Source organism: Paenibacillus sp. FSL P2-0136, from assembly GCF_037975325.1.
Classification (GTDB): domain Bacteria; phylum Bacillota; class Bacilli; order Paenibacillales; family Paenibacillaceae; genus Paenibacillus_AQ; species Paenibacillus_AQ silagei.
This window is the reverse complement of the sequence record NZ_CP150244.1, coordinates 5,789,763-5,802,123: the sequence shown is the minus strand read 5'-3', so window position 1 is coordinate 5,802,123 and position 12,361 is coordinate 5,789,763. Positions and strand designations below refer to the sequence as shown.

General features: G+C 54.4%; 13 protein-coding genes and 1 riboswitch. Of the genes, 11 read left to right on the top strand and 2 right to left on the bottom strand.

Features of this window, described 5'->3' with window-relative positions; genetic code table 11:
- Window positions 1–30: 30 nt before the first annotated feature.
- Window positions 31–762 carry a sugar phosphate nucleotidyltransferase gene (locus NYE26_RS24615; protein ID WP_339250824.1) on the top strand — a complete coding sequence of 244 codons (732 nt, stop codon included), beginning with the start codon at window positions 31–33 and terminating at the stop codon, window positions 760–762.
- 827 nt (window positions 763–1,589) lie between these two features.
- Here the strand turns inward: NYE26_RS24615 and NYE26_RS24610 are convergent.
- Window positions 1,590–2,114 carry a GNAT family N-acetyltransferase gene (locus NYE26_RS24610; protein WP_339250822.1) on the bottom strand — a complete coding sequence of 175 codons (525 nt, stop codon included), beginning with the start codon at window positions 2,112–2,114 and terminating at the stop codon, window positions 1,590–1,592.
- 185 nt (window positions 2,115–2,299) lie between these two features.
- Here NYE26_RS24610 and NYE26_RS24605 point away from each other — a divergent pair, with 185 nt between their 5' ends.
- The 9 genes from NYE26_RS24605 (at window position 2,300) to NYE26_RS24565 (ending at window position 10,033) form a co-directional block, all read left to right on the top strand.
- Window positions 2,300–2,680 (top strand): nucleoside-diphosphate sugar epimerase, encoded by a 381-nt coding sequence (locus NYE26_RS24605; protein ID WP_327196465.1) that lies wholly within the window; start codon window positions 2,300–2,302, stop codon window positions 2,678–2,680.
- 33 nt (window positions 2,681–2,713) lie between these two features.
- Window positions 2,714–3,049, top strand: coding sequence for a hypothetical protein (locus NYE26_RS24600; protein WP_036727122.1), 336 nt, complete (start codon window positions 2,714–2,716; stop codon window positions 3,047–3,049).
- On the top strand, window positions 3,046–3,333 hold the full coding sequence (locus NYE26_RS24595; RefSeq protein ID WP_036701531.1) for a hypothetical protein: 288 nt from the start codon (window positions 3,046–3,048) through the stop codon (window positions 3,331–3,333). The genes NYE26_RS24600 and NYE26_RS24595 overlap by 4 nt, the downstream gene beginning before the upstream one ends.
- Before the next feature lie 16 nt (window positions 3,334–3,349).
- Window positions 3,350–3,742, top strand: coding sequence for a hypothetical protein (locus tag NYE26_RS24590; RefSeq protein WP_155991539.1), 393 nt, complete (start codon window positions 3,350–3,352; stop codon window positions 3,740–3,742).
- 189 nt (window positions 3,743–3,931) lie between these two features.
- Window positions 3,932–4,459, top strand: a complete 528-nt coding sequence (locus tag NYE26_RS24585; protein WP_339250816.1) for a GNAT family N-acetyltransferase — start codon at window positions 3,932–3,934, stop codon at window positions 4,457–4,459.
- A 156-nt stretch (window positions 4,460–4,615) separates the two neighbouring features.
- Window positions 4,616–4,714, top strand: a riboswitch (purine riboswitch).
- Between the two features lie 61 nt (window positions 4,715–4,775).
- A complete protein-coding gene (locus NYE26_RS24580; RefSeq protein ID WP_209876000.1) occupies window positions 4,776–6,113 on the top strand; it encodes a 5'-deoxyadenosine deaminase in 1,338 nt (445 codons plus the stop codon).
- Window positions 6,114–6,422: 309 nt separating this feature from the next.
- Window positions 6,423–8,321 carry an LTA synthase family protein gene (locus NYE26_RS24575; RefSeq protein WP_339250813.1) on the top strand — a complete coding sequence of 633 codons (1,899 nt, stop codon included), beginning with the start codon at window positions 6,423–6,425 and terminating at the stop codon, window positions 8,319–8,321.
- A gap of 9 nt (window positions 8,322–8,330) precedes the next feature.
- The gene (locus NYE26_RS24570; RefSeq protein WP_339250811.1) at window positions 8,331–9,743 is read left to right on the top strand and encodes a hypothetical protein; all 1,413 of its coding nucleotides are present in this window, start codon (window positions 8,331–8,333) and stop codon (window positions 9,741–9,743) included.
- A 116-nt stretch (window positions 9,744–9,859) separates the two neighbouring features.
- Window positions 9,860–10,033, top strand: a complete 174-nt coding sequence (locus tag NYE26_RS24565; RefSeq protein ID WP_076082320.1) for an aspartyl-phosphate phosphatase Spo0E family protein — start codon at window positions 9,860–9,862, stop codon at window positions 10,031–10,033.
- 154 nt (window positions 10,034–10,187) lie between these two features.
- Here the strand turns inward: NYE26_RS24565 and NYE26_RS24560 are convergent, their stop codons facing one another.
- Window positions 10,188–10,964 (bottom strand): AAA family ATPase, encoded by a 777-nt coding sequence (locus tag NYE26_RS24560; protein ID WP_339250809.1) that lies wholly within the window; start codon window positions 10,962–10,964, stop codon window positions 10,188–10,190.
- 281 nt (window positions 10,965–11,245) lie between these two features.
- Here NYE26_RS24560 and NYE26_RS24555 point away from each other — a divergent pair, with 281 nt between their 5' ends.
- Window positions 11,246–12,334 (top strand): DUF3880 domain-containing protein, encoded by a 1,089-nt coding sequence (locus NYE26_RS24555; RefSeq protein ID WP_339250807.1) that lies wholly within the window; start codon window positions 11,246–11,248, stop codon window positions 12,332–12,334.
- The last annotated feature ends 27 nt before the right edge of the window (window positions 12,335–12,361 follow it).

Here is a 12,361-nt window from a genome sequence, read left to right as displayed (position 1 = left end):
AAAAGACGTAGAGAAAGAGGAGGAACGTAAGTGAAAGGAGTCATACTGGCAGGCGGAACAGGAACAAGGCTATACCCGCTCACCCGGCTGATGAACAAACATTTGCTTCCGGTCGGCAAGTACCCTATGGTGTGCTACGGGATCGAGCGGCTGCGCCAGGGGGGGATCACCGATATTCTCCTGGTCATCAGCAAACAGTCCGCAGGACAGTACACTGACTTTTTGGGCAGCGGCGCTGAATTTGGCGTATCCCTGACTTACAAAATCCAGGAGGCGGCAGGCGGCATCGCGGAAGCGCTGGAGCTGGCGGAAGGATTCATCCTGCCGGGGGAACGGTTTGTCGTGCTGCTGGGGGATAATCTGTTCAAGGATAGTCTGGAGCCTTACGTGAAGAGTTATCTGCAACAGCCGGCGGGTACCGCGAAGGTGCTCCTGAAGCCTGTCGAGGATGCGCGCAGATACGGAGTTCCGGTGTTTGACAGCGCCGATGCCTCCCTGATTGCTTACATTGAAGAGAAGCCGGAGCAGCCGAAGACGAAATTCTGTGTTACAGGCATATATATGTACGATGAAGCTGTATTCGATATCATCCGCCGGATTTCGCCTTCCAGAAGGGGCGAGCTGGAGATTACTGATGTGAACAACCTGTATGCTGCCGAGCGCAAGCTAAGCTATGATGTGCTGCAAGGCTGGTGGAGCGACGCGGGAACCTTCCAGTCTCTGCGCGAAGCCGGAGATAAGCTGAGAGATACGCTGCCCTGAGGGGCGGCGTTTTTTTTGGTAGGTGAGGGCGATTATTGAACGGGGTGGAAGGGGGGGAGAGCGGGTGAGAGGGAGAGGGAAGAGTAATTAGTTGGTCTACATAGGAAGAGGAAGAGGAAGAGGAAGAGGAAGAGGAAGAGGAAGAGGAAGAGGAAGAGGAAGAGGAAGAGGAAGAGGATTGAAGGAAACTTGAGTGGTAAAAGGTAACTAAAGGGATAAATCCCATAGAATTCGCCGGAAGTGGGCTGGCGGCTGGAAGGAGAGGGATAAATCCCTCTGAATTCACCAAAAGTCGGCGCTGGGCTAAAATGAAGAGCACAAATGCCCCTGAATCGGGCAAAAGTTGGCGTTCGGCTGAAATGAAGAGCACAAATGCCCCTGAATCGGGCAAAAGTCGGCGCTGGGCTAAAATGAAGAGCACAAATGCCCCTGAATCGGGCAAAAGTTGGCGTTCGACAGAAATGAAGAGCACAAATGCCCCTGAATCCGGCGAAAGTTGGCGTTCGGCGGAAATGAAGAGCACAAATGCCCCTGAATCCGGTGAAAGTCAGCGTTCGGCAGAAATGAAGAGCACAAATGCCCCTGAATCCGCCGAAAGCGGGCGCAGGGGTCGAAAGTCGGTTCTAACTCCCCCGGCGGGCAGTGCAGCCGTTTCAGCTTGCAGCCTTTTACTTAACCCCCGTAGCATACAGCCCTGGGTTTATAGTCTCCAGCTTGCAGCCTTCAACTTATCGCCCGTAGTCCGCAGCTTATCGCCTCAGCATGAGCCCCAGCTTATCGCCCTTAGCATGCAGCCCCCAGCTTGGCAGCCACCCAACTCATCACGATCAGCTGCTTGCTGACCGGGCGATTCTCCACCAGAACAAATCCTCGGTCTCGCGGTACAGCTCTGCACCCAGGTGCTGCAGGACACGGTGGGAGGCTAGGTTGTCCTTCTCGGTATCTGCAATGACCCAGCGTGCGCCGGGATGGCTGAAGATCCAGGCGGTGATCTGCCGCAGCGCTTCTGTGGCATAGCCCTGGCCCCAGTATCTCTCGTCCAGGACATAACCAACGATGACCTCTCCTTGCTCGTTCGGGCGGCCTTTGAGAATCAGGAAGCCGATGAGCTGCCGCTGCTCCCGGTGGATGATGGCCCACATGGTCAGCCAGCAGTAATTCTCTTCATCCTGTAGTACCTTCGCATGCCTGACCCGCATCGCATAGCGCATCTCTTCATCGTCCATCAGGGTTGCGGTTGCCGTCACGTTCAGGCCCAGCGCCTGCTCCAGCCCGGCGTAATTCTCTAAGGCTAACGCCAGCTCGGGTGCGCTCAGAGGAGATAGGTCCAGGTGTTCACCTGTAAGTTTCATAGATTGCCTCCAGTTCTAATCCGGGTACATAGATGCGGACATACACCATTAGGATGTGTTTTCAGCCAAGCATAGTCTGCCGTCCTGTCCCTTGTCAATATGCTCCAGCATGCAGCCTTCTCCGTACCTTGAAGCGGAAGCGGACACGGGGATTCAAACATTGAAATTAATGGTCATCTTGCGACATGTCCCAGCCCAACTTGCGGCGCTTCTCCGGCACCGTCAAGGCGGATGCCGCATATGCTGTAGCAGGGCGTTTGAGCAAAGGAGACATGAAGGTGCAGAGTAAAATTACAAAAGTCCTGCAGCACATGGCCCATACGCACGAACAAATGGCACGGATTCTCGACGCCGAACGCCACGTAGCCGTCCGTATGTCGCAAATAGTTCACGATCTGCCGGATGCGGACCCTGATTTCGGCGGATTCAGTGGGCTGGTGGAAAGCTCAGGCCAAGTCAACAAAAATATCATTGCTTATCTCAATGCACTTGCTGATCTCGAAGAGGCGATGGCTGAGGGAGTAGGCAGGGTCATCAAGGAATTAAACGGTCAGGAAGAAGAGTAAGGGTAACGTGTAATCTGAGCAAGGAGGCGGAGGATGAGCAGAGAAAAGGCATATCTGCAAATGCTGGAGTCGACCGCTGCCATCCAGTGGAACATCGCGATGATTCTCGAGGCCAAAGCGGTGGAAGCGGAAAAAGTGAAGCAGTGGACCCATCATCATATCCACGCTAGAGCGTTCGACTCCCACGAAGACCAGTTGAAGGAATCCATCTCTATTCACGAGGTAATCGTGGAAATGGTAGAGGGGCTGACGAAGCTGGAGAACGGGCTGTACAGCAATCTGAAGGCGGTGCTGGGCAGCGGGGAAGACGAGGGCGGCGATTTCGGCGGGGATGGCGAGGGCTTCAGCTTCGGGGACGACAGCAAATGAGCGGCGGGCTGCTCTCCGAACACGCCGTCAAGCTGGAGATGATCCGCTCGATCGCCCGCAGCCAGGCAGCGCTTGCAGCCATCCTCGAGAGTATTGCTGAAGTGACGGGGCAATCGGAGCTGACAGCCCGCAAGCTGAGCGACAATATCAGGATTCTTAGCGGGTACCAGAGTTCGATGTGCCGGATGATATCCGGTATTTCGCTGCATGAGCCCAAAGAAGGAGTGCCTGCAGCCCCCTGGCTGAGCAAGGTCTGCTCAGAGGGGACCGCCAGAAGTAGATGAAGTACAGGAGGCGTAGATGATGAAGAGAAAGAGACTGGGCAAGCTTGGTTCCACGGGCAAGGGCAAGAGACGCAGACCGCTGCTGTCGCGGAAGACACGGATACGCAAAGGTCCCGGACGCAAATCGCGCAAGGGTCTGCCCGGTAAGCCGGGGAAGAAATCCCTGCAGCTGCGCAAAAAAAGAAGGCTACGCCGCCGGTTACGCAGGGTGCGCGCTGTGCAGGTCATACCGGCAATCGAAACACCATTGGTGCCGCAGGTGATTCCGCTCCCCCCGGAGCTGGGCGTCCCGCCGGAACTGCCGCCGGGAGACGCCTATCAGCAGGGCTACACCGAAGCATACAACGTGGGGTTCGACGCCGGTTTCGCCAAGGGCTTCGAGGACGGGCATAAGCTGGAGCTTGGCTGACAGAGCCGCAGGAACAGCAGCGGACCAGGGCTGCGGTTATATAGGGGCTGGCGCATATTGCGCCGCCCCTATAGCACATGGGGAACTTTGGGATAAGGCGGGCTCTCGGAATTTCCGGCCGGATATGGTAGACTTCTTAACAGAATCTTTACCGGGGTCACTATTCAGGCAGGAAAGCGGGGAACACACATGATGGGTAATGAGATACGAAGAGCGCGGAGTGAGGAAATCCAGGAGATTATGAATCTGATTGCCGAATGTGTACAAGTTATGCAGGCAGGCGGAAGCGATCAATGGGATGAAGGGTACCCTAACCGGGAAGTCATTAGTGAAGATATCGGTAAGGGCACCTTATTTGTCTGCCTGGAGCATGAGGCGATTGCCGGGATTCTTGTGCTGGATGAGAACCAGGCGGAGCAATATGCAGGCATTGAATGGGAACAGCAGCAGGGGCCGCATCTGATCATGCACCGGCTCGCGGTACATCCCGAGATTCAGGGCAGAGGGATTGCCCGGCGGCTGATCGCCTTTGCCGAGGAATTCGCCCGCAGCAGCGGGCATAGAAGCATCCGGCTTGATACATATGCGAAGAATGACAGGGTGCTTAAGCTGTATCCTTCGCTCGGGTATTCGCAGAGAGGCGAGATTTGTTTTCCCGGCCGTACCGCTGCTTTTCCGGTGTTTGAGAAGGTGCTGCCAGAGAATATGGAGAGATAACTTCCGATCAAGTGAGTTAACATTACATTGAAGTCTGATTTTCTATTGTTAAAATGTTGATTCATGCCCTAAACTCACTTTATCGAATATTTGTGTTAACTTTAATAACTCTTATTGACAGGAAAGTTGTCTTTCAATTATGATGGGATTATTCATAAGCATTGGAATAGTCCTTTTCGTATATCCTTAATAATTGGTTTAAGGGTCTCTACCGGGAACCGTAAATTTCTGGCTACGAAAATATGCTGAGGCATATTTTTGTGGCCTTTTTGTGTTACAGGCAGCCGGATATCAACAAGACTAGGGGGAGAAGACAATGGCGAATATCCTGATCAAGCATGCGGAGATTATTACGATGAACAAGCAGGAGGACATTATATATGGCGATATCCGTATCAAGGGCGATCTGATTGTGGAGATTGGCACCGGCCTTGAAGGGAATGGGGATGAACTTGTCATAGACGCTAAGAACCGGACGGTTATCCCCGGCTTTATCCAGACGCATATTCATCTGTGCCAGACGCTGTTCCGCGGCAAAGGGGATGATCTGGAGCTGATGGACTGGCTGCGCAAGCGGATCTGGCCGCTGGAGGCGGCGCATGACGAGGAGTCCCTGTACTATTCTGCCATGCTCGGCATTGGGGAATTAATCACCAGCGGCACAACGACCATCGTGGATATGGAGACGGTACATCATACGGATTATGCCTTCCAGGCGATTGCGAAGAGCGGTATCCGCGCGTTGTCAGGGAAGGTCATGATGGACCGGAAGAACCCCGATGCACCGGCGGCCCTGCAGGAGGAGACGGCGGCTTCGCTGCAGGAGAGTGTGGATCTGCTGGAGAAATGGAACGGATATGCGAATGGCCGGATTCAGTATGCTTTTTCCCCGCGGTTTGTCATTTCTTGTACGGAGCCGCTGCTGCGGGAGGTACAGAGCCTCTCGGCCCGTTACGGGGTGAAGGTGCATACCCATGCTTCCGAGAATCTGGGCGAGATCGAGCTTGTGCAGGCGATGACCGGTATGCGCAATGTCGTCTATCTGGATCACCTGGGGCTGGCTAACGAACGTCTGATTCTAGCTCACTGTGTCTGGCTGGATGAGCAGGAAAAGCGGATTCTGCGGGACCGCGGTGTTCATGTCAGCCACTGTCCGGGCTCGAACCTCAAGCTGGCCTCCGGCATTGCTGATACGCCTGGTATGTTACATGACCATATTCACCTCAGCCTGGGTGCAGACGGCGCGCCCTGCAACAATAACCTGGATATGTTCAACGAGATGCGTCTGGCAGCAGTCATCCAAAAGCCCGCGCATGGCCCGACTACGATGGATGCCCGGAGCGTCTTTCGGATGGCGACCATCGGGGGGGCGAAGGCGGTCGGGATGGAGGATCAGATCGGCAGCATCGAGGTCGGCAAGAAGGCAGATCTGGCTATCCTTAACCTCTATAATTTCCATACCTTCCCCTCCTATGATGTGGACCCGATCTCGCGGATTGTCTACTCGGCCACCCGTGCCGATGTGGAGACAACGATGGTTGACGGTGAGATTCTTATGCACACAGGGCTGCTGAAGACCATCGACAAGGAAGTCGTGCTCCATGAAGCGAACCTTTCGATTAAAAGATTACTGGGCAGCGCGCGGCTATCCTGAGCGGTAGGGGCTCCATGCCAGTTGTTCCAGACAAACTGACTATAGTGACCGGAGGCATGATTGCAGCCTGGACCAGAAGCATCTCAGATTCAATTTGTATCCTTGCAGGGGACTTCGCGCCTCTGCTTTTTTTGTCCGGATAATGATAATGACCTTAATGAACCTTTTCTCCCGCTCAGTTGTTTAATAGGGTGGCCCTCTTTTGATTCCCTTTACAAGTATTGCTATACTAGAGCAACGTGAGCTTTTTACAGAAATAAGGAATTAATTTTAAACCACTATTAATGAAGAGAGTAAGAGGGGATGGCAATGAGAGAGGGCAAACCTGCGTCTGCGCAGGCGCATTTCTATATCGTGGCGGGACTGCTGTGGCTGAAGCTGCTGCTGTTGAGAGGGCTGTTCTTTGACCGGATTGCCTGGGAGTGGATCGCTGCCGATCTGGCGCCGGTGCTCCTGCTGCTGGGTGTGCTGGCTGTAATTACGCCTCGGCGGATGAGAAAAGGGGTCTTCTGGACCTTCAATGGCCTATTGTCGCTGCTGCTCTTCGCGGCCAGTGTGTACTTCAATCACTTCGGCTCGGTGCCTACCTATCTGGCGCTCTATGAGCTGAACCAGGTCTTTCAGGTCAAAGAGAGTGTGGAATCTACGATTGAGTGGGTCGATTATCTGTTTTTTGCCGATCTGCTGATAGTGATAATTTATTCGCTCTTCCGCAGATGGAAAAGAGGCCCTATGCGCTGGCAGCGGGGCAGCCAGCCTGCACGCAGATCCCGGAGCATCTATCTGGTGCTGCTGCTGGTGGCAATCATAGGGGGCGGCTCGCTGTCGGCGTATTCGATTCATTCGGCCCGGGGAATTACCAATGAGCTGGTTCAGGCGGAGACGGCCGGATTCCTGAATTATGAGGTGGTGGCAGCGATCAAGGCCCGGGAGGATAACGGCCTCATCGGGACCGGTGATCTTCAGGAGACGATAGCCAAGGTGAAGTCACTGGAGGCTACCTATCCATACAAGGCTGTGACAGGCGGTCTGCCGGAGCATTTCGGATCGCAAAAAGGGAAAAACGTCATCATCATCCAACTGGAGGCGTTCCAGAATTTCCCGCTGCATCAGTCACTGGAGGGTCAGGAGCTGACCCCGGTGCTGAATGGTCTGGCCGGAGAGGGCTTCTATTTCCCGCATGTGTATCAGCAGGTAGGTCCGGGCAATACCTCGGATGCGGAATTCATGAGCAACACCTCGATCTATCCGATCGCTTCGCTGGCCATGTCCACAGGCTTCGGGGACCGGGAGCTGCCGGGACTGCCGCGGCTTTTGCGGGATAAGGGGTATGAGGCGTACACGTTCCATGTGAACAAGGTGGGCTTCTGGAACCGGAATGAGCTCTATCCGGCGCTTGGCTTCAACGGCTACTATGACAAGGGCTCCTTCAAAAATGACCATTTCAATTCGTTCGGGGCTTCCGATGAGCAGCTCTATGCTACTGCCGTGGAGAAGCTGGCGGTGCTGCATCAGAAGGGCACGCCTTTCTACGCCCAGCTGGTGACGGCCTCCAGCCATCATCCGTTCAAGGTGCCGGACAGCTTCCGCCGCATTCAGGTGCCGGACAAGCTCCAGGGCACGATGCTTGGCGATTATCTGAGCGCGGTGAACTATACGGATTATGCGATAGGCACACTGATTGACGGATTGAAGCAGCAGGGCATGTGGGAGGATACCGTGCTGGTGCTGTACGGTGACCATTTCGGCCTGCAGCCGAAGGACGTCCCGGCGGAGCAGGTGGAGGACGCGCTGGGCATCAAGTATGATGACCGGATCAGCCGGTTCAACATTCCGCTCGTGATCCACGTGCCCGGTATGAAGCAGGGACAGGTTGTTGAGCGGACCGGCGGACAGCTGGATGTGCTGCCGACGGTAGCCAATCTGCTCGGGGTATCGCTGAAGGACGAAGGGTTCACGGCGTTCGGGCATGATTTGCTGAATGTGGACCGCAACGTGGTGGGCATGCGCTATTATTTGCCGACAGGCTCTTTTTTCAATGATAAAGTGTTGTTCGTGCCGGGTAAGGGCTTCGCGGACGGTGTGGCGGTCTCGCTGGATACGCATGAGCCGGTCAAGGACTTCAGTGCTTATCAGAGTGATTACGACTACATCCTGAAGCTGATGGGCTTATCTGATGAATATGTGAAGCTGCTTCCGCAGCGTTAGGAGAATGTTATGAAAAGACTATGGAAACCCGAATACCTCATCTCGCTGGCCGGCGCTGTGCTGATCCTCTATCTGTTGTTCGTGCGGCCCTTCACGGGCGTTGCCGATAACGGCGATTTTTTGCGGATGATGAATACGGTCGGACTGAATTATTTTGATGCCGGGGAGGACTATGCCGACCGCTTCTTCAGCTATAGTCATTCTAAGTTTGCTTATGATGATCTGTTCAAGGGCTTCTATCCGTCCTCGCAAATTTTGCTGGTGCTGGTGCCAAGGCTGCTTGCGGGCATATTTCACGGCAGCTACTTCGATATCCGTCTTCTGGCAGTGGTATATGCAGTGCTGCTGCTGGCTGCCACGTGGATGATCGTCAAGCTGGGTGCGAAGAGCTCCTATGCCACGGGCCTGCTGCTGGGTGCGGGAATGCTGTTTGTGTTCTACGATATCGGCTATCTGGCTTATTTCAACTCTCTGTTCGGCGAACCCGTGTCGATGGTCTTCATGCTGCTTACGTTCGCGCTGGGTCTGAGGCTTACCGGGCAGGAGCAGCCGTCCTCCAAAGGCCTTACGCTGTTCTTCGTGGCCGTGCTGTTCCTGATCTGCTCCAAAATCCAGAATGCCCCGGTCGGCCTCGCCTTCGCGCTGATCTTCCTGCGCCTGCGGACGCTGCATGGAACAGGCAGCTGGCGCAAGCTGGCACTTGGGCTTGGGGTGGCTACAGCGCTGGTATCAGTGATTATGTACGTGACAGCGCCGAAGGAACTTAAGCATATCAACTTGTATCAGACGGTGTTCTTCGGCATACTGAACGAATCTCCGGATGTGCGCGGCGATCTGCGCGACCTGGGGCTGCCGGAGCGCCTCGAGGTACTGGCGGGGACGAATTATTTCCAGGGGGATACGGCGATCAAGCAGGATGATCCATCGCTGGGGCCGGATTTCTATGACCGTGTATCGCATAAGGATGTGCTTTTCTTTTATATGAAGCATCCCAGCCGGTTAATAGAGAATATGAAGTATGCGGCTGCTAACAGCATGTCCATCCGTCCCTACTATCTCGGAAGCTATGAGAAAAGCGAAGGCAAGCCTGCGGGCGCGGTAGCAGGAATGTACAGCGGGTGGAGCGAGCTCAAGAACAAGCATCTGCCCCATTCCCTCGGGTTCCTGGTTATTTTCTATCTAGTGTATTACGCCGGAGTGTTCTATCAATACTTCCGTACGCGGGAGGCGGCAGGGCGGATTGCCGGAGAATTGATGATGCTGCTGGGACTGATCGGGCTGTTCTCGTTCCTGGTTCCGATCCTCGGTGACGGGCGCGCGGATATCGGCAAGCATCTGTTCCTGTTCAATGTCTGCTTCGATATGATGGCGGTAGCGATGCTGGGCTGGACGCTGCATAAGCTGACGAGGCTGCTGAAATAACCTGTCATGTCAAACCCTTAATTGACCCCTAGCGGATTATAGAATACAATGTGTTTGGAACTTTAGTAAAAGAGTGGAAATGGCTTGATACAGCCTCATCCTACAAGGGGGCCGCTATGGGGAATGACGAATACAAGGACAAGATTGAACAGGCAAGACAGGAACTGAACAAACTGGCCTTGGAGTACGGGATGCAGGATGTCCGGGTACTCCGCCAATCGGTGAAGCTGGATGCGCTCCTGAATGAATACAGTGATTGTAATACGGAGAAGGATGATCAGCTTTATTAGAGAAATACAGAGCAGCTATGCAAATACAAGAGACACTTTGACGGTTAACGCCGCGGAGTGTCTTTTTTTAAAATTTAAGCGTTTATATGTTTCAATCCTAACGTTCTCGCTGAAACGAATGCCGTTCTTAACAGGACGGCCGAGCCGTTTCTGCTTATAAGGGATCAGGCTCATCGCCCAGCAGCTCGCGGAGCATCTTCTCCCGGTTGGTCATGAAGGCGCGGGTGACTGTGTAATGATCCGTGTCTTCCAGCGCAACAGGCGTAATGCTCTCTCCCTCCAGCAGGAGAATCTCCGCACCCGGATAGGACATCAGAATCGGGGAGTGGGTGGCGATGATGAACTGGGAATTCTGCGCAGCCAGCTCATGCATCCGCGCCAGCAGTGACATCTGCCGCAGGGGAGACAAAGCGGCTTCGGGCTCGTCCAGAATATAGATGCCCTGTCCGCCAAAGCGGTGAACGAATGTGGAGAAGAAGGATTCTCCATGCGACTGCTCATGCAGCGAGCTTCCTCCATAGGAGGATTTAATGGGTCTTCCCGCCTCGGGGTCCTCATCCAGCTCATCGATGTAAGTAGCCACATTGTAGTAGCTCTCCGCACGCAGGAAAAAGCCGTCCTTCGGCCGCTTCACCCCTTTGGCAATCCGCAAATATTCGTAGAGACTGGAATGCGAGGCGCGGGTATTAAACGAGAAATTCAGCGTCCCCCCTTCCGGATTGAACCCCCAGGCAGCAGCAATGCCCTCTAACAAGGTAGACTTCCCGCTACCGTTCTCTCCTACCAGAAAAGTGACCTGCTTCTGAAAAGCAAGCCGGTCCAGGGTGCGTACCACCGGCAGATTAAAAGGATAGCTTCCAAAGGAAGGGACTGCATCGCGCAGCAGCTCGACATGGCGCAGATACAGCATAGGGCCATAGATGGAACTCATATCTTAGTGCCTCCTCAGTAAGTTTTTCTTGTGAAAGGTGATGCCTCTAATTGTAGATGATTCCCGTCTTACCCGCAAAGGACTTGAGTAGGCTTCGAAGTGCAGACCCTGCCTCTGCATGGACAAGAGTGGACGGATTCTGTAGATGTTCGGGCCAAGCGGGCGAAAGACCGGGGGCATATGCCAATTTCGGTGTGATACAGACAGATGTCCATGAGGTGGATGCTGACTCCGCATATAGTACTACTGTCTTGAGAATATAACGGGGCAGGGTGAAGGCCGTGAAAACAAAAAAGAGAGGCGGGCTTCCACAGGATTACCGGGATGGCTATCTGCAAGGGTACCATCTCGGCCTGTGCGAAGCCGTGAAGCGCCTGAATACCCTTGAAGTGGGGGAATGTCAGCCGTTAAAACTGATGTATGTTCCCCAGGGGTTTCAGGCCATCGATGCGGGAGTCGCAGAAGCGCTGCGGCTGCTGGTAAGCGAGCTGATTATCTGTCCTCCGGAAACTATGCTGGAGGTGGCATCGCGCGAATTGCCTGAGGCGGTGCTGGTGATGAACGGGCTGCATGTTTTTCCGGAGAATCATCTGGAACAAATTACGGCAATAAGACAGCTGGGTATCCCGGCGGCGATCTGGTTTGTGGATGATCCTTATTTCACCGAGGACACATCCGTCATCTGCCGGCATTACGATTATGTGTTCACGCATGAGCTGGGCTGTGTGGAATTCTACCGTTCGCTGGGGACGGCGTCTGTGCATTACCTTCCGCTGTGCGTCAACCCCCAGATGTTCTACCCGCGCCACACCGGACCGCAATATCACTATGATGTCGTGTTCATCGGCAACGCCTTCCGCAACCGTACGGAGCTGTTCGATGAACTGGTCCCCTTCCTGCGGGGAAAGAAGGTGCTCATCGCCGGCGGATTCTGGGAGCGGCTGGCCCACTTCGAGGAGCTGTCTCCGTACATCCGAGAGGGCTTCATCCCGCCGGAGGAGACCGCCAATTATTACAGCGGCGCGAAGCTGGTCATTAATATCCACCGGCCCTGGGAGGGAGGGATGGACAACCGGAATACGTTCCAGCTTCCGTCCCTCTCCATTAATCCCCGGACCTATGAGATCAGCGCCTGCGGGACGATGCAGCTGACCGATATCCGGCAGGATCTGGATATCCACTACAAGCCGGGCCGGGATCTGGAGACCTTCGCTTCTGCCGATGAGCTGAAGCGCAAAATTGATTATTACCTGAAGCACGACAAGGAGCGCCGGCAGTATGCGCTGCGGGGACTGCAGACCACGCTGCGCCGGCATACCTTTACTTCGCGTCTGCCTCATTTACTGGGTGTTCTTACTTCAAGAGGGTGAATTTCATTATGGATCAAAAGGAGCGAA